We start from the raw sequence: 22,355 nt of genomic DNA, 5'->3' as shown, positions 1-22,355 counted from the left end.
CATCGATTTTTTCATGAAGCGAGGATCTTCCTATATTTGTATCTTGTTAAAGGAAAAAGAAATTTCTTCATGTTTTCATTACAAATCCATTTCTTTTTCCTTGTACCAGTTTTGGTTGGACTTTCATATGATGTACACGAGCAAGGATCGGTCCTTTTTTCACTTTTTTTAAAAATTGATTCACCTTCTCTGTCTGACCTTCCACCTCGATCTCCACTGTTCCATCCGCACAATTACGCACCCACCCACTCACCCCGTACCGCGTTGCAATTTTTACCACAAACTTACGAAAACCTACACCTTGAACCTTTCCGTGTACAATAACATGATAACCAGCCATCAAACTCACCCTTTCTTCTTGATTTTCACACCGCTCTTCTTATCATTCCATCTTCTATATAGATGGAAACATCCACTGCCCACTCTCTTCAGACTCATTTCATTTCTATCTAAGAGTTCAACTCCAACCCATCACCTTGTGAGAAATTTATCGAAACCATATAGATCTCATACGATCCTTTCATTCTGACGCAAAATCCGCGCTTCAAAGTCACTTAAAATAAGCAAAACGATAAACATACCATTCTACTTTGAATATAATAGCATGAACTCTCTTAAAAAGGAGGCGAGAGTATTTTCATTATATAGAAACAGTCGTAGCCCATCCTCAAGTAAAGCCTCCCATCCTCTCACTCGTCCATACCATCCACGACTTGTTTCGAGTAATAAGAACCTACTACAGACTCTTGATCGGACAGTTATGTTGTTACCGTGAAATAAAACCATGTCTGTCACCAGACAATTAGAGGAACTGTCAACTGAACTAGCCGTCAGCAGACTTATGTGATCGTGATCATGAAACAATTATGAAACAACAGGGGGAAAGGGCATCTACGTGCAATTCTAAACCCCTTCGTTCAATATAAAGGTGGTACAGTATGCTCCCCCTATCTTTTAAAAGAATTCGAATGAAAAGTGTTTCTGTTATAAGAAATATTGTCTATACGATTGGCAAACGTTCAAAAAGCCTTACGCTCATAACGGCAATTGCCCTTGGGACGATCTCTCCCCTATTAACCTGCTCTTCTTTGTCACAAATCTTCCTTCATCCGACTAACGAACGCTCTGATTTACCTGCTGACTCCCTCACTTCTTCGTTTCAAGAGACGCTGGTACAAGCAAGCCTTCATCCTCGTGCTTTCGTTTCCTTCACGAACTCCTTCCGTTCATCTATTCCTATAACTGTACCAATCGACAAAGACAAAGACCGTATCCTGCCAGAGATAAAACAAGAGACAAACACCCCACTAAACACTTCGCTCTATCCCTATAACGCTATTGCCTCTCTTCATCTACAAGACGCGAAAGGCAAGTGGTATACTTGCTCCGGCTGGTATATTGATCCCAATTCGATCGTCACGGCGGCCCATTGTGTCTATAATACGTACCATGATCAATATTTCCGCTTGGCGTTCATTATCCCTGCCTCTAATGACACAGAAGAGCCGTATGGATGGCAATACTCTACGCAATTTTACGTTTCTGCAGAGTGGATGAACGCCGACCCTGAAGAGGAAGGGAAAGTATATTACGAAGACGTCCCGCACGATATTGCCGTTATTAATATCGCGCAGTCCCACTCTTTCCATCTGACAATCGATACCTCCGCTCGCTACAATGACTCTCTTCAAGTCATTGGGTATCCAGCAAGAAAAGGAGGGGGTGTCATGGTTCAACGTCCGGGACACATCCTCGTCAAAAATCGGTTGAATCAAGTCTTGCATCACCAAGCAACGGTGGAGGGAGGCATGAGTGGAGGACCCATCCTTTTCTATCATCAAGGGGATTGGAAAGTGATCAGTATGGTGAGTACTCAAAGCTGGGGACCTTTGCTGGAGCCTTCTACTGTCCTCACCTTACGCAATTGGGCAAAATTAAATGACTAAATGATCGGTTGACCACCCCTCCCCTCGATTAGGATGATGGCGTCTCAGAACAAGCTATCGGCAACTCAACTCTCTTCACACACTATCGCTCCGACTAGGGTTTATCGCGGAGCTACTGGACCTACCGGTCCTGGAGGGGCAATCGGAGCAGGAAGTAGAGGACCTACTACAGGGCCTGGACCCAGAATAGGGCCAGGCCCTAATCGAACGGGTGGGAGCTGACCACCATCTCGCCGCAGACCTTCCTGTGCTGGTTTTCTGACGATGTTCATCGTTTTCCCTATATTGACCGAACCCGCATCACTGATCGAACGCACCTTTAAACACCCCACCATAACTTCAAACATATCCTCCACCGCCTATTTAAGGGTTCTTCACTTCCTATTCATCTAAATCCCATCCACTCCTAATCATCACCACTCTGTAATACTTCAAGGATATGAAAGAAGGGTTCGCTCTCATACATAAAATTGAACTCTGGGTATCTAGCACATTTTCATATCGTATACGAAATACCCCTTCCTCATTTTTTCTATTTGCGTATACTGCAATATAAACGTTTGTAAAGAAGGGGATGCTTCATGTCTAACCTCCAAAGCGAAATAGAACGTCTGTTGAGCCACATGAGCAGCTTATTGGCGCAGAGCACCTGGCTACAATCTCTGGGATCGCAAATCGTAGAAATGGGGAAAAGAAAAACAAGATCTCACAGAGAACAAGAGGTTTCTTCAGGGACGATTCTGATCAATGTCGGGAATTCCATACAATCAACTGCGAATGCTATTCAAACTGTTTTAACCAAAGAACAAAGCAACCTCATTCACTATACCAAGGCCGTCGATCTTCGTGCCCTTGATTTGTTACTGCAATCCATCGATCAAGGGATGAAAACCATTGCAAAGGTTAATCAATCCCTTCCCCGCGATTAATCTCCCGCATTTTTGCTCGGTGCTCATCACAACCATCAATTGCTCTTCTGTTACAATAATAGAAAGGAGGATGATGCAACATGGAACCCTTGTCAACCCAATCTATTCCTTTGGAACGATACCTCGGAATCCGTGCGGCCCACGCGCCCACTTTTTCATTCAATGATGAATCCCTTTATTTTCTTAGTAACATTACAGGATACTCACAAGTATGGTGCCAACATACTTTAACAAAGTGGCCCCAACAAATTACATTCTTCCCCGATCGGGTGATGGGGGTACATGCCTCTCCAGCAGGCAAGCACCTTTTAGTCAGTGCAGACCAGGGTGGGAACGAACGTGCTCAGCTTTTTCTTATGGACCATATCGGACTAAACTGCAAAAATGTAACCAATGACACAGACCATATCTACCGTTTTGGCGCATGGTCACCAGATGGTCAGCAATTTACATACAGTAGCAATAAGCGGAACGGAAAAGACTTTGATCTCTACCTCTTTGATGTGCAGAAACACACGCATCGCTTACTTTATTCGAGTGATCATACGAACTATGCTGGCCGATTTAGTCCTGATCAACGCTCCATCCTCTTTGGTCGCTCCCATACCAACATGGAGAATGACCTTTATTTACTCCATTTACATACAGGTCAGGTCGAACATTTAACCTCATTTCAAGAAAAAGCGAAATACAGCGCACCCGTTTTCTCACCAGATGGTACGATGCTCTATCTTCTTTCTAACAGAGGAAGTGAATTTATGCGTGTCGCTGCCTACCATCTTTCCACGAAGCAATGGGTTTGGATGACTGAAGACCAATGGGACGCAGAAAGTCTAACTCTATCCAAACATGAAGGGTATCTCGCATTTACGCAAAATAAAGAGGGAACTTCCCACCTGACAGTGATCGACTGCGATACCTCACAGGAGATTCCCCTTCCGTCCATACCTGCTGGTGTTATTTCTGACTTGTCATGGGACCATAAAGGTTCCCAACTGGCTCTTACTTTGAGCAGTCCTCATCATGCAACAGAAGTTTGGACCATTAAACTGCAACAAAAGAAACTGGATCGACTCACCTATGCTTCGATTTCCGGTGTTCCCCAAGAAACCTATATCCAGCCTGAGCTCATTCACTATCCGTCGTTTGATAACCTCAACATTCCTGCTTTTTATTATCGTCCTACCCATGTGAAAGGTCCTTATCCCGTTGTTGTTTATGTACATGGGGGACCAGAATCGCAAAGCCGCAATGGATTTAACAGTCTCTTACAATACTTTCTCCAACTCGGCATCGCGGTCCTCGTTCCTAACGTCCGCGGAAGTACAGGCTACGGTCGTACCTATGTGCGATTGGACGACGTTCGTAAACGGATGGACTCCGTTGCCGACCTGGCGAATAGCGTAGATTGGCTTGTCCAACATGGAAATGCCAAAAAAGATTCAATTGCTGTCATGGGAGGTAGCTATGGAGGCTTTATGGTACTGGCAGCCCTCACTCACTACCCTGAATTGTGGGCAGCTGGAATCGATGTAGTGGGTATCTCCAACTTCCGTACCTTTATTGAAAATACAGGTCCTTACCGTCGCCACTTACGCGAATCAGAATATGGTACTTTGGAGAAGGACGGTGAATTCTTCGATCAGATTTCTCCAATTCACCATGTAGATAAGATTCAAGCTCCCTTGTTCGTCATTCATGGGGCTAATGACCCACGTGTCCCCGTGGAAGAGGCAGAACAAATTGTCACCAAATTGCAGGCGCAAAACAAGCCCGTTAACTATCTCCGTTTTGAGGATGAAGGACATGGACTTGCCAAATATAAAAACCGTTTGCAAGCTTATAGCCAAGTTGCCGACTTTCTTAAGAAATGGGTATTACGTTAAAGTAAGCCATAAGAACGAGAGACAAAAGAAATCGGAGTACCGAACCTTGATTCGGTACTCCGATTTCCTATACAGATCGCTCTAAAGAGACCCATAAAAAGTGCTTTTTCACCACTTCATTTTAAAAATGATGTCATTCATTCTTTTGAATGGTTTAGACCTCCACCTCTACAGATGGGCTTTTCTAATCAGGTGAAGGCAAACCTCCTTCTTGTTCCTTGCTTTTTAGCATGGTATAAACGCGTTAGATGAATAGAAACTCTCGCACACGAGAAGCCCACTTCTCTTGATGGGACTCCCCATACTAACAGATTCCAAACACATAGATACTTACCCATGGGAAATGTCAGCGATAAGAAACAACGTGGATTCCCCTCGTACTTTCCCGGGAAATAGGCCAAATTAGATTCCAATCAATCCTTCTGAATTGTCCTGAATAAATTGACGAATCGTCGCCTCCGCTTTCTCTTCGGTGTCCAGCTGATCATTTGTAAAGGAAAAACGCCCTTTCTTTTCATCCAAATCCAGCTTATCTGCTAGATACCCTTCTAAACCCACGGTACGCTTATCCAGTTCGAAGAAACCTTCCACTCGATGTTTGGTTGTCCCTGGTTGGAAATTGAACACGATTTCATCATACCTGTCCTTGAGCCACTCAGTTGGGTAAAACTGAATAATCTGCGAAGAACCATGCCGGATTCCCGTATACCCTTCGCCAATATGGCGGAATCCAAGCCGTTCAAATCCTGCTAGGAAGTTCTTCATGAGACCCGCAGGCAATACTTGAATGTAGTCACGATCTTTTGCATCTATGCCCTTTTCTATTTCTAAATCAGTCAGAAAGTAATATTTCGTATTTACTGAGGAAACCGGGAGATATTCCGGACACGTAAACGAGAATGAGAATGTTTGTTCCCCTTCAGCTTGCACCGTAAATGGACTTCTCGCGATCGAAACCGTGCTCACTTTTTCATCTACATTAACGGTTGTATCGCCCATGGAGAAAAAGGACTGTACGCAAAAATGAACAGATAACTTTTCAATCTTCTGCTCAACGTCTCCTCCTTTTAAACGAATCTCACCCGTTACTTCCTCCCCCATAGTCACTCGGTCTTGATCTAAGATCAGATCAATTTTGGCCGCGCCAATCCCAAGTGATGCCAGCATCGTTTTAAACATTTTAGATGCCCCTCTCCCTTGTTATTATTCCTATCATAGCATATCTTTACGGAAAATTCGAACGAAGTATGCTAGGAAAACCCTGTCTTTGTTGATGTGTTCAAGCCATAGGAACAGTTTCATGCAGAGGAACATGCAAATTCATGATTTGCGCAAATCACTGCTTTGTCTACTACCATCTTTCCTCAGAGTTAATGCAACCAAGGCTGCCACCGCACTTAATCCAGCTGCGATGTAGTATACCAGTGTGATTGACACTTGTTCCGCAATCTGACCGATGATCAATAGTGAGACGAGGAAGGTAAGAGAACCGGCTGTATGCATAGCTGCAAAAACTTTCGCTATGACCGTCTTCAGAACTTGCGACTGCAAGTACGTATTCTCTGCAATCTGTCCAATCTGCTGGGGCAACCCCATCAATAAAGACAACAGCAAAGCAACAACAGGTACAGGAATGGATACGAAGAGAAAGGTCAGAAGCGCAACCCCCATACACGCCAAAAACATAGAGAAGATGAGGCGTCGCTGAAAAAATTGTGCATACCTCATTGCTAAAAAACCACCTACAATTGCACTGGCAAAGTAAGCAGCGTTGAGCCATCCCCACCAACCTTCACTCTGATGAAGAACCTGATCAACAAAGACAAGGATAATCGCTCCTACCCAGACTGTTCCAGCTGCACAATCGAGTAAGGAGATCGTTACAATCTTTTTTAGTGCAGGTTGCCGAAGAATAATATGCCATCCCTCACTAAGCTGCTCCCAAAGAGACGCCTCTTTATCTTTTAATTGAGGACTCTCCTTCACTCGCATAAAAAATAGCGCCAAGGAGGAAAATGCGAAGCAGATACCTGTTATCCATAGGACGGTTATCGACCCCATCAGACTTACCAGTACTCCTCCCAAGGTCCAACCTGCCATAAGAGCCACTTGATCAGTGATAGAGAGCAGGCTGTTGGCCTTCATCAGTTCCCGCTCAGGAACCAACACAGGAATGAGTGCATTGCGTGTCGGCACTGTCCAGCCATCCAAGAGGGATATGGTCACCATCAACACCCACATCCAAAAGTACTCCTGCCCTTCAGACAAGCCAATCCAAATCAAAGCCACAAGTAGAATGGTTTGTATCCATTGAGAGGTACTTAATAGTAAAGTCGCGTGAAACCGCTCCATAAGAATGGGTCCGATCAACCCACCGACAGAGACTGCTCCCAACCGCAGAACCGGTATGAGGGAAGATAAAAAGATCGATTGCGTACTCTCGTATACAAGAGAAACCAGCGCCAAGATATAAAATGAGTCTGCCAAATTGGCTAATGATTGGCTTAACCAAAGCAGACGGAAAGAAGCTTTGTTATTCATTTTTTCTTCTACTCCCTTGTCTATCGTCCTTGTATGAATTTGGCATGGTTCATACTAGACTTGCGGGAGTGTTTAATCACTGAAGTGATTAGAAATCACATTTTTAGTCACTTTCATCTTAATATCCTTTCTTTCTGTATCAGATAAAGCTTGTCTTTTATATAGAAAAATCATTTTTAAGTATAGTATATATTTTCTTTCCAGTCAAAATACGTTAAAATCATAGTAATCATTAATAAATAAATGAGGAATATCATGCTTCAAGAAGTTCGAGATTATTTTGGTGACCAAGCTCATACGATCATATGGTCTAAGCTTTGCCATGTGATCTTTCTGCTTATTTTTTTGCCGGTTTACTTTTTGATAATAGAGACCTTCCTGCCTCTCATGTTAAGGTTTATTATTTTTATGATGGCGTTTATCTTACCAAACGAGTACAGCAAAAAAATAGACCCTCACAATCAGTTCTTTAAAACAAAGCTCGGGAAGATCATCTCCCGCTCCTTTCTCTTCCTTCTTCTATGCGAAGTGATAATTATAGGTATTTATGCTTAGACTCGCCCTCTGTCTTATCGCACTAGCCTGGACTTAGAGCAACCATGAGTAACAAGCAGGGGCATGAAAATACCAACCCTGCTTGTTACTCATTTAATAGAGGCTTTTTAAGACTTGCATCTATCCTAGCCGCTGACTCTTCTTTGTCCTTATAGCCACCTATTTAGCTTCTAATACCATTCATTCGTAAGGAAAGTGATTCAAGTACATCAACCACATAAGCTAGTTCTTCCTCTGTATGTGTTGCCATGATCGAGAAGCGGAGCCTAGCACTCCCTTCCGGAACTGTAGGGGGGCGAATGGCTACTGCTAAAATGCCTTGCTCTTTTAAGGCCTCGCTTGCGGCCAGTGCTTCCTCGCTCTTTCCAATCACGATCGGAACGATTTGTGTTGAAGAGCCGGCTGTCGCCCATCCTTGCTGCTGCAGGGCTTCGCGAAACCAAGCCGCTTTTCTCTGTACTGCTTGCCGCCTCTCGTCTGCCTGTTGCACCCAAGCGAGTCCAGCTTCTATGCTACCGATAACCGCTGGAGGCAGTGCCGTTGTGAAAATGAAGCTCCGACAAGTGTTCACCAGATAATCCATCCACAGTTGTTTGCCTGCCACATAGGCACCGTACGCACCCAATGCCTTACTAAATGTTCCCATCATGAGATCCATCTCATCAGCTACGCCTCGGTAATGAGCGAGCCCTGCCCCTTCTTTTCCCCAAACGCCACTGGAATGCGCTTCATCGATCACTAACGCTGCATCATAGCGATGTTTCAGCTCTACCAATTCCACTAGCGGTGCTTCATCCCCATCCATACTAAAGATCGCATCGGTTACAATCAGTTTTCGCTGAATCCCTTTCGCCGTTGCTTCTTTTAGTTGTGTTTCCAAATGCTCTAGATCACAGTGGCGGTAGCGATAACGATGAGCCCGACCTAAGCGGATACCATCAATGATGCTGGCGTGGTTAAGTTCATCGCTAAAAACAGCTGCATCCCGATCTAGTAAAGCTGAAAGCATTCCTACATTAGCCAAATATCCACTACCAAAAAGCAGGGCCGCTTCGCTTTCCTTCCACTGCGCTATTTTTCTTTCTAGTTCCAGCGTTGCCCCATCCGTGCCTACAATCAGTCGTGAAGCGGTACTTCCCCCTCCTCGTTTCAAAGCCTGCGTCGCTCCCACTGTGAGTTCCCGTTCGCCCGCCAGACCCAGATAGTTATTGGAGGAAAGGTTGATAAGCGATTTTCCTGCTCGCTCTAAAGCGGGATTTACCGCCCTTTCTACTGGTAGTAGCTGACGAGTGCGCCCTTGCATCGCAATCTCTTTCATTTGATTCGTCAAATAATAATCCCAATTACTCACAACGCACATTCCTCAATTTCAAACCCAAGATCAGCAATCATTTTATGATCTTCTTCCGCTTGCTGTCCCTGGGTTGTAAGGTAGTCTCCAATAAAGGTGGCATTCGCGGCGTAAAAGGCCAATGGTTGGAGACTGCGCAGGTTCACTTCGCGACCACCTGAGATGCGAATTTCCGTTTGCGGATTAACAAAGCGGAATAAGCAAAGGATCTTTAAGCAACGACGAGGGTTAAGTTCTTGCATCCCTTCCAATGGAGTTCCCGGAATCGCATGGAGAAAGTTTATTGGGATCGAATCAGCACCTAACGAGCGCAACTCCTCTGCAATATCCACAATTTGCTCATCGGTCTCGCCCATGCCCACAATACAACCAGAGCAAGGAGAAAGACCGGCAGCTTTCGCATGCTGGACCGTGCCTACCCGATCCCCATACGTATGCGTCGATGTAATCTGATCATGGTGATCGGCACTCGTATTCAGGTTGTGGTTATAACGATCCACTCCTGCTTCTTTCAGCTGTTGAGCTTGCTCCTCATCCACGATACCGAGACAAGCACAGATTTTAAGTGGCATCTCTGCCTTAATCTCTTTGACCGCGTCCACCACCTGTGCGATCTCGCGCCGACTCGGCCCTCGTCCGCTGGCAACGATACAGTAAGTTCCCGCTTTCCGTTCCCATGCGCTACGCGCTCCCGCAACCAAGGTCTCTTTATCCAAGAAACGGTATTTTGTGATCGGAGCATCAGAAACAATCGATTGCGAACAATAACCACAGTCTTCTGGACATAGCCCGCTCTTCGCATTAATAATCATGTTTAATTTCACCTTGAGTCCATAATAATGCCGACGGATTCGGAAAGCCGCGTGTAAAAGAGCCAGTATCTCTTCGTCAGGGGCGGAGAGAACAGCGAGTAATTCTTCCCTTGTGGGCAACTCTCCGGTCAATACCTTGTCTGCGAGCATATTCCACCGATCAGATCCAGTTGAAACCGCTTTCAATTGATTCTCCATTAGGCTCCCACTCCTTTTAGCTGTTTGTTTAAGGTACTCTTACTCTTGCATTCCTACCATTGTTCATCCGTCCAGCCATGATTGGATACGCTCCATCTGTACCGATGTCTCCACAGCATGTCGAAGTGGAGCTCCTCCTTCGATGTGATGCACATAAGGAGTATGACCGATCACAGGTACTTCTGTCAGTTGTTCAATCATCATACGATTATCCGTAACGGCTTGCGGGCAGTGATTTTCCTCCGTTGCACTGTTAAAGATCACTCCAGCTACAGGCACACCTTTTTGTTGTGCCGCTTTCACTGTTAAAGCCGTGTGGTTCACTGTGCCAAGCGTAGGGCGTGCCACGACCAATAAAGGATACTTCAACCGGCTGGCCAAGTCGGCGATCGTCCAATCCACACCCACGGGTACCAACCATCCCCCAGCCCCTTCGATCAACACCACGTCAACCTCTTTTTGCAACTCTTCTACTTTCTCAAGAATGTCATGAAGCGAGATGGAAACCCCTACGTTACGTGCCGCAATCAAGGGTGCCAGAGGTTCAGCGAAAGAATAGAGAATCATTTCCTCTAGTTTTTGTTGGTTTCCCGTCCACCGTTGTAAAAGACGCACATCACCAGCATCATCCTCTGCCAAGTGCCCACTCTGTACTGGCTTTATCACACCCACTCGATACCCGCGCTCTTGCAATGCCCGTGCTAAACCCGCAGTGATAACGGTTTTTCCTACGCCCGTATCGGTTGCCGTAATGAAGAACCCTCTGCGCTTCATTCGCCTGTTACCTCTACGAGTGCGCGTTCCAAAATGCCTACCATCTCTTCCATTTCTACTTTACTGGTCACAAGCATCGGCATAAAGGTAATCACATCGCCCAAGGGACGCGTAATTAGCCCCAGTTCACGAGCTCGTCGGCAAACGCGCTTACCCATCGCTTCTTGCCAGGCAAAGGGTTCTTTACTCTCGCGATCTTTCACCAATTCGATTCCGATCATCAATCCACGTTGCCTGACCTCTCCTACGTGATTTCTCTGCTCTATTCCTCGTAGCAGTTCTTGCGTGAATGAACTGAGCGACTGTACATGTTCGATTACATTCTCTTTATCGTAGAGGTCGAGGTTTGCCAGTGCCACCGCACATCCTAGTTGATTCCCTGTATAGGAGTGACCGTGGAAAAAAGTTTTCATCTCTTCAAATTCTCCATAGAACGCATCATAAATCTCATCCGTCGTGAGCGTAGCCGCCACTGGAAGGTAGCCACCAGTTAATTTTTTCCCCAACATCAAGATATCTGGTTCGACCTGTTCATGGTTACAAGCAAACATTTCACCCGTTCGTCCAAAACCAGTGGCTACTTCATCAGCCAGCAGAAGAATGCCATGCTGATGACATAAGCGTTCCACCTCTTTCATAAAGCCTGGGGGCATCATGATCATGCCACCTGCTCCTTGTACCAGTGGCTCCATTACCAAACCAGCCACTTTCTCACCCTTTTCCTCCAAACATTGCGATAGTTCTTGCAGGCATGCATCCACACATTCCTGTTCACTCCCGTCAAAACGGTAAGGATAGGGATAAGAAATCTTCTCCGTCTGGAACAACATTCGTTCAAAGGTGGCATGGAAAAGGTCCATTCCGCCTACACTAACCGCTCCCAGGGTATCCCCATGATAAGCATTTTTCATGCTGATGAAAGTCGTACGTTGTGGCTCTCCACGATGTTGCCAATATTGGTAGGCGATCTTTAATCCAATTTCCACTGCTTCGGCACCACTGTCCGAGTAAAACACTTTTTGTAAGCCAGAAGGTGTCAGTTTCACAAGTCGCTCCGCCAGATCCAACGCAGGCACATTGGCCGCTCCCAACAAAGTCGAATGGGCAATAAGATCGAGTTGTTTAATCAAAGCCTCGTTTAATTCCCTTCTCCCATGCCCATGGGGATTAAGCCATACGGAGGCATTTCCATCATAATAAGCATTGCCTTTGATGTCGATCAGCTTGATTCCTTCCCCCCGTTCGATAATCAACGGGTCCTCTTGCAAATATTCTCTCATTTGTGTAAATGGATTCCATAAGTATTTTTGATTTTTTTCTAAATATGCTTGATAGCGGTATTCGCTCTCTCCCATACTTCCCCTCCTTATTGTCAACTAAAAACTGATAATTAGTTAACATTAACGGTTTGAGTATAGCATGAGGGCAAAGAAATTGTCTAGCAACTTCGCCGGTTCCTACTCTTATAACAACAGCACTATATGGAAGGGATAACTTCACTCAAACAGGGGACCATTCGTATGTAGAGAAAAGGACGGCAGATATCCCGCCGTCCTTCGATTCACTCACTCGTTCTTCTCATGCGAAAAGCTTTTTTCAATCCTCTTTCTCTTCCTTATATCCTAGACTTCCTGTAGCAGTAAGGTAAATGTGGTCCCTGCTGAGGAGCTTTCTTTTAATATTAAATCTCCCTGTTGCGCCGTTGCGAGCATTTTACTTATCGATAACCCCAAGCCTAATCCACGCACCCGATCTTTTTTCTTCGTTCCACGGAAAAAACGTTCAAAAATCAGTGTCTGTTCCTCTTGAGGAATACCATATCCAGTATCGGCGATATCGATAGCAACCATCCCTGACTGCTTGCGGTACAAAGTGAGGGTGATCTCCCCCTCTTCACCCATCGCAGCTTGGCTATTCTTAATGAGATTCATCAGAATTTGTTGTGTTCGAGTGGGATCTGCATAAACATAGAGTGGCTGACTGGGTAGAGAGCAGGTAACCGTCACACCCTTACATTCTGCAGATACACTCCACTTCTGTTGCACCTCTTTCACCAGGGTATTTAGATCGATCTCTTCCGGCTCCACATGAACCGAACCTGTCGCATACGTATTAAAATCCAGTAAATCTTCTACCATCTTCCGTAAGCGCTTGGTCTCTTGAAGAGAGAGATCAACAAATTCTCGTTCTTCTTCTTCTGTGACAACCTGATCACGAATGGCTTGCAATAGTCCACTTATCGATGTAACTGGTGTTTTTAATTCATGTGTTACACCTGCCAGTAGCTCCGTTCGCATCGCTTCCAAGCGCTTCAAGCGATCTGCCATGTCAGCAAAAGAGGTAGTCAGCTCATAGATTTCCTCTTCTTTCGCATTCTGTGGCAAATGAACATCATAATTTCCTTGTCGCACTTCCGCTGCCGCCAATGCCACCTCACGAATAGGGCTTGTCAGCTTACGTGACAGAAGGTAGATCACAAACCAACCCATCACACTGATCCCAACGAGGACAATAATCCAGGGAAGAATAGGAGGAGAGTCCTCTTTTTTTAGCAGACTATCTTCTGGCAAAGCCAAATAAATATTGCCGATCACCTCTCCGTCGCTCGCAATGGGTTCAGATATCAGATACCACGTCTCGTTTTCATGTTGAAAAGAGACGGTTTTCGTTTCTTCCACAAATTCAGTCTGAATCATTTCGATGCCTGCGCTTCCTGCATTCTTTCCATTAGGATACAAAACCATCCCTTCATCATTAACTACTTGAATTCTCGCAGGATGTCCAGGAAGGGATGGCTCTCCTGATTGCGGAGGGAGGTGTGGTTTTTCTTGTTGACCCTTATTATTTGGCAGAGAAGAGGCTTCCTTCTCTGTCCCCAAAACCCTTTGAATGAAACTTGCTCGAACTTCAATCTCCCCATTTTCAATAAACCTGCCTTCAATATCATCGGCCAGGAACTGAAGTTGTATCTCACGTTCTCTAAGTCGGTTCTGTTTCTCACTCTCTTTCATCCAATAGACAGAAATAGAAATAATGATGACCATACTGATGAGTAATATGAATACATATCTTTTTGTCCAATGACGAATCAGCGGAACTCTTCTCACTCGCTTTTCATTCATAGATACGGAATTGATATCCTACCCCCCTACTGGTTCGTATTTCCCCTTCCGTTTTCGGCCACATCTTTAATATTTTTCGAATGCGTTTAATAGATAAATCAACCGCGCGATCACTCCCTTCATAATCCATTCCCCAAATTTGATCCAATAATTGATCGCGCGAAAACGTTTGATTAGGATGTTGCGCTAGATAAAGAAGCAGCGTTCGATCCCGAGGGGTAATGGAAAGTTCTTCACCCTCTAATATCACCTGCTCAGAGGCAAAGTCCAACTTTAATGAACCATACTGCACCGTATCTTTCTCTTGAATAACTTGTGAAGAACGACGCAAGACAGCTTGTACTCTAGCTACTACCTCTTCCGTCTCAAAAGGCTTCGTCACATAATCATCGGCACCATGATTAAGCCCTTTTAAACGATAGTCTACCTCCCCTAAGGCCGTAAGCATAATAACAGGACAACTACTTTTGCTACGAATCACCTTTAATACTTCCCATCCATCACATTCTGGCATCATCACATCCAACACAACAATATCTGGTTGCTCCTTTTCGTAGCAGGTAATGGCTTCTACTCCATCATGAGCCATAACCACCTCAAACTCCGCTTTACGCAGGTAAGCATTCAACACACGGGCAATTGCCAGTTCATCTTCAGCCACCAAAACCTTTCTCATACCGCAATCCCCCATTTTTCTCACATAGGATAAACGAAAGACCCCTTAAAAAAGGGACCTTTCGTCATTAAATTATGCTTTTCGTACGCTATACTTCTCTATTTATCTTCCGGTTGCCCTTCTCCTGCTTTCACTCTCTTATCAGGTTTTAGCTCATGTAATTCCTCTTTTAATTCATCCATCGTTTTACCTTCCACATCAATTCCTAGCTCCTCTGCTCTCTTCATAAGCAATTCTTCGCGTAGTTCCTCTTTGCTTTTCCCTTCTGTTTCAATTCCTAGCTCTTCCGCATGCTTTTTCATCTGGTTTTCCCTGATCGCTTCGCGTAGCTCTTGGTTTGTCTTTCCTTCTGTCTTAATACCTAGTTCATTAGCTACCGATTTTAAAATCTCCTCTTTGTCCACTCCTTCCGTGTCGATCCCAAGCTCTTTCGCTAATTTTTCTATGCCTTTCCCTCTCTTTCCTTCATGACCTTTCTTGCCATGTTCACCTTTTTCTCCATCGTTCCCTTGTTTAAGACCCTTGTCTTCAACAGACTGATTTTTCATTTGCTCTTGTTCAGAGGATGCATCCACATTAGCAAAAGTGGTATACCCTCCCACTGCCGTTACTGCCAACGCGCCTGCTAGTGCCATTGTAAACATTTTCTTTTTCATCATTCATTCCTCCTAAGTCATATGCTTTCATCTTGTTGATCTTACGCTTTCTACCTCCATGATAATCACCATTTATGTCAAGATGATGTCACCCTACCTACTTCCAAAATCATCTTAGCCACTAAATCTTGCTTAAGCGATCCCTTATTCGACCGTCTTCATTCCATTGTGCCCACCGCCTTCCCCTTTCTTCCTAATATAAAGAGGAAAATATATTAGGACTGTGTTGAAAGTAAGTCTTCACCTATTGGTTCAACCTACTCATAGACGTGAAAATCCACATCCTTTCCAAAAGAAAAAAAAGAGCCTCACCAGTGAGTGAGGCCTTCAATAGGGGGATGCATCCATCAATCCAAGGGGATAGATCAAGGATGTGGTTGCGATAAGCTTACTTTACACTTCCTATATGTCGGCTAGATGTCAAAGCTAGCTATTCTTGATTTCAACCAATCCATTCACTTATAGATTTTTTTTAAAAACCCCGCGATTGAGGGGTACCTTTTTGAAATAACATTGTCATAATGAATGTTAGTTAAAAAATATACTACAAAAGGGGGACATCCACATTGTTCAAGTTAATCTCTCTAAAATCGCTCTTATTTAACCTGATCGCCTTTACACTTCTCCTGTTCCCACTAGGACAATCCACCGCATTCGCCAATGATGCCGATAAGATCCAAGATACTCTTCAACAAAGGGAACAAAAAATTAAACCAAGCATAAACATAGAACCAGCTAATGATAGTGAAAAAAATGACTACCCCATCATCTTGGTACATGGGTTCGCTGGATTTGATGAACTATATGGACTCCAATACTGGGGCGGACTCAAGGACCTAGAGAAAGATCTGAGGCAAAAAGGGCACGAAGTATACACAGTGGCCATCGGTCCTGTTTCAAGCAATTGGGATCGTTCTGCTGAGTTATATGCCCAGATTAAAGGTGGACGCGTCGACTACGGCAAAGCTCATGCAGAAGAATATGGACATGATCGTTATGGTCGCACCTATCCAGGCCTCTACCCTGAATGGGGTGAAGTGGATCCCGATACCGGTGAAGTGAACAAAGTCCACATGATCGCCCACAGCATGGGAGGGCAAACCGTTCGTACACTCATTCAGTTGCTAGAAAATGGGCATGAAAATGAAAGCGTTTTCAAGGAAGAGAAAGAACAATCTCCTTTGTTTAACGGTCAAGAAAAAGATTGGGTACATGGAGTCGTCACCATCTCCTCTCCCCATGATGGAACAACGCTTACCAGCTTTGTCGACCATGTGGTGCCTCAAGCTCAATCCCTTCTCGCCGGATTCGCCGGTCTTCTGGGAACGCACAAGAATCCCGAGATTGATATGAAATTGGATCAGTGGGGATTGAAGCAAAAACCAGGTGAATCCTATCGTGACTATTCTCGTCGAGTACAAAATAGCCGGGTATGGGATACTTCTGATCAGAGTAAATGGGATTTAAGTCCACAAGGTGCTAGAGAATTAAATGAATGGGTGACGGCATCCCCTGACGTTTATTACTTTTCCGTCGCCACAGAGCAAACACGACGTAGCCTCTTTCGTCGTTATCAAGCTCCTGAAGCGTTGATGAATCCTGCTCTGTACGCCACTAGTTTCCACATGGGGCGCTATAAAAGCACAGATGATGGAATAAACATCGACTCCAATTGGTGGGAAAATGATGGAATTGTTAATACCAACTCAATGGATGGTCCCACAATCCGTTCTACTGACGAAATTGTCTCCTATAAGGAAACTCCCCAAAAAGGGAAATGGAATTACATGGGTGTTATGAACTCTTATGATCACTTCGATATCGTCGGTGCAGGGATACGTGACATGCGCCCCTGGTATCGTGATTTAGCCGACCTTCTGAGATCTTTACCGAAGTAGAAGAAGACTGTCTTCACAACCTATGGGTACATCCCATCGGCGGAAAAGGACGTAGGGGAGCTCTTTTTAATGACCTTGCCACAGAGCAGCGCAATGGGCTATAAAAAAGAGCTTTCCACGTCCGCTTCCTTATCACGTAAGAACATTCATCATTCACAATTGTCACTTTCAAACAAAGGCTGTCATGCACATGAATGTAAGCGCTTTCAAAAAAGTCAGCCGTAAGACACCTTTTCTCTGTGATTTCTCCTTGTTTTTGATTGAAAATAAACAATATTCCGTCTAGGAGGCGATTAAATTGAAACACCGTTCTTTTGTTCGACCGTGGACCCTGATCATCGTCGCGTTGTTTATGAGCTGGCTCCCTTTAGGCTCCTCCCTATCAGCCGCTCCTAATTCTGTAGAAATAAACGAAGCGCACCCATTTAATGAATCGCGCGACGCCGCTCAACAAGAAAAGCAGATCGATTCACGCATCGAGATTGAGCCAACATCCTCTCAGAAAAACAATGACTACCCCATCATCTTGGTACATGGATTGGGTGGATTTGATGAACTGTATGGCATTCAATACTGGGGTGGTCTCATCAATATTCCACAGTATCTAGAGAAGAAAGGACATGACGTACACGTCGCCTCCATCGGACCGGTATCAAGTAACTGGGATCGTGCCTGTGAGCTCTACGCGCAGATTAAAGGCGGACGTGTGGATTACGGCTTAGCGCATTCCCAGGAACATGGTCATGACCGCTATGGTCGTACCTATCCTGGATTCTACCCTGAATGGGGAGAAGTCAACCCCGATACAGGTCAAGTAAACAAGGTTCATTTAATTGGTCATAGCTTGGGAGGACCTACTTCTCGCGCACTGATTCAATTGCTAAACGAAGGACATCCAGCGGAACAAGCCAACACCCCAGCAGACGAACGCACCCCTCTCTTTGATGGAGGGAAGGACTGGGTTCATGGGGCAATCACCCTTGCTTCTCCTCATGATGGGTCCACCAGTACCTATCTAATCGATGACTTGATTCCCCATATTCAAGAGATTCTTGCTACCTTCGCCGCCCTCCAAGGAAATCGTTCAATCACTGACTTCGACTTTCAGCTCGATCATTGGGGACTCGTCCGTGAGGACGGAGAATCGTTCGAAAGCTATATTGAACGGGTGAAGAACAGCAACATTTGGAAGACAAAAGATACCGCTAAATGGGATGTCCGTCCACTTGGAGCGAAGGAATTAAGCGAATGGATGCCTGCTTCTGATGATGTCTACTACTTTTCTGTCAGTGCAGAACAAACGTATCGAAGTATTTTCACTGGTTATTACAAGCCTGAACTCTTTATGAATCCGATCTTTAGTGGTGGTTCTACCTTTATGGGCAAGCACACCTCCAACATCGATGGCATTCCAATCGACTCTAGTTGGTGGGAAAATGATGGTGTCGTCAACACCAATTCCATGGATGGACCTACTCTGGGTTCAACAGACGAGATTGTAGACTACAATGGTACACCCCAGCAGGGGCAATGGAATCATCTCGGCACCTTACATTCGGTCGATCACATCGACATCATCGGCATTGGTGTACGGGATATGCGTTGGCTCTATAAAGATTTGGCGGACCTGCTCGCTTCACTCCCTGAGTAACACTGCTAGGATTTAATAAACAAGAAGTTGGCCAGATAAAAACCACCTTCATGGATAACCCACCCTATTTTTCATGTAAAAGCTCATAGAGAGGTGGAGGTTCCCCTTTCTTCATGAAAAAGCCCCGCGAACAAAGCATGTTCGCGGGGCTACTTGTCATCCACACTTGAAATTTTTCTCCCGACCAGATCACCCACCCATAATTTGTCCACGAATCTCCCCTGAAGGATACCCTCTCGTGTGAACATTGACATAGGTATTCCCACTGTTCATCTCATCAATCAGAGACGTCAACGTTTTTCCTTGCAACGGCCCCGTTAAATCTTGTTCTGTTATCGTCCCAACAATATTGGCAATCCCCACCGTAATGGGGCGACTAAAGGAGTCATATAAAAAAACGACAATGGGTCCGTTCTCCTCTCGTCTTCCCAAATGGATATGAGCTTGTGTAAATAGATAAAGACTTCTTAGATCCAAAAGGAAGGATAAACTACGTTCATCGGGGCTGAGAATAAAAGTAATACTTCCGTCTGCCGTCGTATGGACAGGTGGAACTTCCTCTTCACCTGCCAAATAGGTGTAATAAGTAATCGCCATCAATCATCTTCCCTTATGGCTGACATTAACCTATCCTATGTGAAAAGGCACTCGTCCGATTGGGCAACTGCTTCATTATTCCTATGTAATAAAATTATCGTCTTTTCTGCCGGATTAACTTTGGTTCTCCTCAAAAGAAAAAACCATCAACCCTCCGATAAGGGCGTGGCTTTTTTAAAGAAGTAACTGATCTAAGTCCAGTTACTATCCTTTCTTATTGATTTTCATATACTGAGTAGGTTGGACAGACTGACCATTAATCATCAATTCGATATTTCCTGGATTGCCAAACTCTAACCACAAGTCGGTGCTTACATGTTTCGGATGCTCTATGCGGAAGAACTCACCGGATTTCAACTTAACATCTTTTAAGGATCCTTCACTCTGATTCTCACGAATAATAACAGAGGACTCCTCTTTGGCTTTCACCTCAATCACAATATCGACTTGCCCGTAAAAGTCATATTGGCTATTGGTTTCATCACGACTGATAAGTGCCAATTGCTCAGAAGCATAAGCCTGGTTACTACTATCTGCCTCTTGAGAAGCATTCTTCGTTGACTGGCTTGCGCTACTCGAATCTACCTGACCATCTTGTCTGGCCGTCTGCGTCTCTTCCCCGCCCGTGAGGTAAATGATAAGACCAGCTGTAGCGATGATCAGCATCACTCCAAGTGCCGTACCAAGCTTCATCCATTTATTTTGGAAAGAGAAAACCTGCGCCCAATTAAATTGCCTTGTTTCCGGTTGAGAACGAGAGACGCGAGTAGCTGGATAATTTCCTTCTTCTTCTATATGTACCGTTGGAGCTGAAGGAGGGTTAGGAAGAGAATTCCGTGCTGGTTCTCGGTTCCCATGAGCATGTGGAAGGGATCTCCCTTTTAAGCCCAATTGGTATTGTTGTAGAACTTCCGTCGGATCTAGGCCCAAATACTCGGCATAATCTCGCAAATATGTCCTTACAAAAAAAGGAGTCGGAAATTCACTCAAACGACCCTGTTCCAATAACATAAGTGCATCGACAGGAATGCGTAAAACATTTGCAAGTTGACCATATGTTAATCCTTGTTCTTCCCGTGCTCTTCGCAACTCAGTACCTAATTCAATCCACATTTCATCTCACCCCTTCGGCTCGTATCGATCATACTCCTAATCTAGTAAATAGTTAGAGATAGTATAGCATCTGTTCTGCGAAAAATCTTATTTCTCTCCATATTTTTATATAAAATTAACCTTGTTGTAATACAAAAGGTAGACAAACACATTTCACTCACCCCATTCAAGCGAAATGCTTCGTTCCCTTTCTACTCGCTCCGTTTTTTTCACCTAGGTGCCAAATTGGTCCTCTTGGTTTTTCTGCTATGTTTATACCATTCGACACACCGTTCGAAATTTCCTTTTTTCTCAGCAGAGAATCTATTATTGACAAGCCTAGATATTTTCTGTAATATCCTCTTTTAAATCAATTTATCAATAAATCAAAGTAAAAGTGAGCGAAAGGATTGGTGTTACTTGTATCGCTGGCTAAGAGTCTATGTACTGTTGATTATCAATTTTTTTCTCATGAATTTGCTCTTCTACACGTCAATCACCACATTGTTTATGCAATCACTAAATATCTCCATGACGCAGATCTTCGCATTGGAATCAGTACTAGCGGCTGTTCTATTTATCGCAGATATTCCTTCGAGTATTTGGGCTGATCAGATGAATCGGAAAGTGGTTATGATTATGGGAAATGGCTTAGCAGTAATGGGAGCGCTCTTAATCGCATTTGCTGATGGATACGGCGACCTTATATTCAGTTTTATACTTGAAGGCGTCAGTATCGCTATCTTGTCCGGTGTACAATCAGCCTATATATATGATGAACTTTTACAGATAGGGAAAGAGGATACTGCTACGAAAGTGTATAGTCGATTACATATTGTAACAACCATTGCCACGCTAGTTGCTCCCATTATCGGGAGCTATGTCGCCTTCCAAACGGAGCTTAGAGTACCTATTTGGATTACAGTGATCGCACTTTTATTAGGGTGGATATCTACTTTCTTTCTTCCTAACCAAAGGCCTCATTCAATGGAAGAAAAGGAAGAGAACGAAAGAAACAAGATTAAAGGATGGTATTACTTTAAAAAAAGCTTTTTTCATATCCTTCGCTCTCCCTCTCTAATCTTTTTTGCACTTAGTGGCCCCACCATATGGGTAATCGTAAATAGTATTTACTATTTGAATCAGATCATCTTTGAAAGAATCGACATTCCTATATCCAAATTCGGATTGATCATGGGGATCGCTACACTCATCTCCCTCATCGGAGCTGCATTATCTGCTCGTATCCAAAAGAGGATAGGGATCGTAAGGTCAATTTCTCTCAGTTCCATTCTTCTAGCAGCCTGCTTTCTATCCTTAATCTGGGCGGAGAGTATCTATACAACTACAATCATCATCGGGATTCTCTTAGGAGCATTAGCCTTAAGATCACCCATTCTCTCCAGTGCCACGAATAGCCAGGTACCTTCCGATATTCGCTCTACGACTTTATCACTTCTCACAATGACTGGCACCTTTTTTACGATACTCTTGCAACCGGTTATCGGGTTTTTTGCAGACTTGAACATCGACTATGCACTCATTTTTTGTGCATCGATGATCCTCTTCATGACGTATTTATATTATCCCAAACTAAGAAATGTTCCTTTAAACTGATTGGAACCTCTACAAATTGTAGAGGTTCCAATCAGAGTAGGTATTCAAATAGAG

The 22,355-nt window shown here is 44.4% G+C and carries 19 protein-coding genes; 6 read left to right on the top strand and 13 right to left on the bottom strand.

The window, feature by feature from the left end:
* Nucleotides 1–67: 67 nt before the first annotated feature.
* Nucleotides 68–340, bottom strand: coding sequence for an acylphosphatase (locus tag AC6RGY_RS10095; RefSeq protein WP_499862581.1), 273 nt, complete (start codon nucleotides 338–340; stop codon nucleotides 68–70).
* Nucleotides 341–968: 628 nt separating this feature from the next.
* Here AC6RGY_RS10095 and AC6RGY_RS10090 point away from each other — a divergent pair.
* Nucleotides 969–1,946 (top strand): trypsin-like serine peptidase, encoded by a 978-nt coding sequence (locus tag AC6RGY_RS10090; protein ID WP_499862578.1) that lies wholly within the window; start codon nucleotides 969–971, stop codon nucleotides 1,944–1,946.
* Nucleotides 1,947–2,047: 101 nt separating this feature from the next.
* On the opposite strand, the gene AC6RGY_RS10085 is transcribed toward AC6RGY_RS10090, so the two are convergent.
* Nucleotides 2,048–2,293, bottom strand: a complete 246-nt coding sequence (locus AC6RGY_RS10085; RefSeq protein WP_499862576.1) for a hypothetical protein — start codon at nucleotides 2,291–2,293, stop codon at nucleotides 2,048–2,050.
* 234 nt (nucleotides 2,294–2,527) lie between these two features.
* Here AC6RGY_RS10085 and AC6RGY_RS10080 point away from each other — a divergent pair, with 234 nt between their 5' ends.
* Both AC6RGY_RS10080 and AC6RGY_RS10075 read left to right on the top strand, forming a co-directional pair.
* Nucleotides 2,528–2,875: a hypothetical protein gene (locus AC6RGY_RS10080; RefSeq protein WP_499862574.1), complete on the top strand. Its 348-nt coding sequence runs from the start codon at nucleotides 2,528–2,530 to the stop codon at nucleotides 2,873–2,875.
* 80 nt (nucleotides 2,876–2,955) lie between these two features.
* Nucleotides 2,956–4,761 carry a S9 family peptidase gene (locus AC6RGY_RS10075; RefSeq protein WP_499862572.1) on the top strand — a complete coding sequence of 602 codons (1,806 nt, stop codon included), beginning with the start codon at nucleotides 2,956–2,958 and terminating at the stop codon, nucleotides 4,759–4,761.
* A 402-nt stretch (nucleotides 4,762–5,163) separates the two neighbouring features.
* Here the strand turns inward: AC6RGY_RS10075 and AC6RGY_RS10070 are convergent, their stop codons facing one another.
* From AC6RGY_RS10070 to AC6RGY_RS10030, 9 genes are all read right to left on the bottom strand, one after another.
* Nucleotides 5,164–5,940, bottom strand: a complete 777-nt coding sequence (locus tag AC6RGY_RS10070) for a sporulation protein (RefSeq protein WP_499862569.1) — start codon at nucleotides 5,938–5,940, stop codon at nucleotides 5,164–5,166.
* Nucleotides 5,941–6,081: 141 nt separating this feature from the next.
* Nucleotides 6,082–7,302, bottom strand: coding sequence for an MFS transporter (locus AC6RGY_RS10065; protein WP_499862567.1), 1,221 nt, complete (start codon nucleotides 7,300–7,302; stop codon nucleotides 6,082–6,084).
* 718 nt (nucleotides 7,303–8,020) lie between these two features.
* Nucleotides 8,021–9,208: an 8-amino-7-oxononanoate synthase gene (gene bioF / locus AC6RGY_RS10060; RefSeq protein WP_499862565.1), complete on the bottom strand. Its 1,188-nt coding sequence runs from the start codon at nucleotides 9,206–9,208 to the stop codon at nucleotides 8,021–8,023.
* Nucleotides 9,205–10,218 (bottom strand): biotin synthase BioB, encoded by a 1,014-nt coding sequence (bioB, locus tag AC6RGY_RS10055; protein WP_499862564.1) that lies wholly within the window; start codon nucleotides 10,216–10,218, stop codon nucleotides 9,205–9,207. The genes bioF and bioB overlap by 4 nt, the downstream gene beginning before the upstream one ends.
* A gap of 63 nt (nucleotides 10,219–10,281) precedes the next feature.
* On the bottom strand, nucleotides 10,282–10,992 hold the full coding sequence (bioD, locus tag AC6RGY_RS10050; RefSeq protein ID WP_499862562.1) for a dethiobiotin synthase: 711 nt from the start codon (nucleotides 10,990–10,992) through the stop codon (nucleotides 10,282–10,284).
* Entirely contained in the window at nucleotides 10,989–12,347 is a 1,359-nt protein-coding gene (bioA, locus tag AC6RGY_RS10045; protein ID WP_499862560.1) for an adenosylmethionine--8-amino-7-oxononanoate transaminase, read from the bottom strand. Before bioA ends, bioD begins: the two co-directional genes overlap by 4 nt.
* A gap of 267 nt (nucleotides 12,348–12,614) precedes the next feature.
* The gene (locus tag AC6RGY_RS10040) at nucleotides 12,615–14,114 is read right to left on the bottom strand and encodes a HAMP domain-containing sensor histidine kinase (RefSeq protein ID WP_499862558.1); all 1,500 of its coding nucleotides are present in this window, start codon (nucleotides 14,112–14,114) and stop codon (nucleotides 12,615–12,617) included.
* Entirely contained in the window at nucleotides 14,107–14,790 is a 684-nt protein-coding gene (locus AC6RGY_RS10035; protein WP_499862556.1) for a response regulator transcription factor, read from the bottom strand. Before AC6RGY_RS10035 ends, AC6RGY_RS10040 begins: the two co-directional genes overlap by 8 nt.
* 98 nt (nucleotides 14,791–14,888) lie before the next feature.
* On the bottom strand, nucleotides 14,889–15,446 hold the full coding sequence (locus AC6RGY_RS10030) for a hypothetical protein (protein ID WP_499862554.1): 558 nt from the start codon (nucleotides 15,444–15,446) through the stop codon (nucleotides 14,889–14,891).
* A 566-nt stretch (nucleotides 15,447–16,012) separates the two neighbouring features.
* Here AC6RGY_RS10030 and AC6RGY_RS10025 point away from each other — a divergent pair.
* A complete protein-coding gene (locus tag AC6RGY_RS10025) occupies nucleotides 16,013–17,344 on the top strand; it encodes an esterase/lipase family protein (RefSeq protein WP_499862551.1) in 1,332 nt (443 codons plus the stop codon).
* A gap of 298 nt (nucleotides 17,345–17,642) precedes the next feature.
* Complete coding sequence (locus tag AC6RGY_RS10020) at nucleotides 17,643–18,995, top strand: esterase/lipase family protein (RefSeq protein WP_499862549.1); 1,353 nt, start codon at nucleotides 17,643–17,645, stop codon at nucleotides 18,993–18,995.
* Nucleotides 18,996–19,184: 189 nt separating this feature from the next.
* Here AC6RGY_RS10020 and AC6RGY_RS10015 read toward each other — a convergent pair whose 3' ends face one another.
* Both AC6RGY_RS10015 and AC6RGY_RS10010 read right to left on the bottom strand, forming a co-directional pair.
* Nucleotides 19,185–19,592 carry a CHRD domain-containing protein gene (locus tag AC6RGY_RS10015; RefSeq protein WP_499862547.1) on the bottom strand — a complete coding sequence of 136 codons (408 nt, stop codon included), beginning with the start codon at nucleotides 19,590–19,592 and terminating at the stop codon, nucleotides 19,185–19,187.
* A gap of 204 nt (nucleotides 19,593–19,796) precedes the next feature.
* Nucleotides 19,797–20,705: a helix-turn-helix domain-containing protein gene (locus AC6RGY_RS10010; protein WP_499862544.1), complete on the bottom strand. Its 909-nt coding sequence runs from the start codon at nucleotides 20,703–20,705 to the stop codon at nucleotides 19,797–19,799.
* A gap of 429 nt (nucleotides 20,706–21,134) precedes the next feature.
* Here AC6RGY_RS10010 and AC6RGY_RS10005 point away from each other — a divergent pair, with 429 nt between their 5' ends.
* Complete coding sequence (locus AC6RGY_RS10005; protein ID WP_499862542.1) at nucleotides 21,135–22,301, top strand: MFS transporter; 1,167 nt, start codon at nucleotides 21,135–21,137, stop codon at nucleotides 22,299–22,301.
* Nucleotides 22,302–22,355: the final 54 nt, after the last annotated feature.

This window comes from Mechercharimyces mesophilus (assembly GCF_059818345.1).
This window is presented reverse-complemented; position numbering and strand designations above follow the sequence as displayed.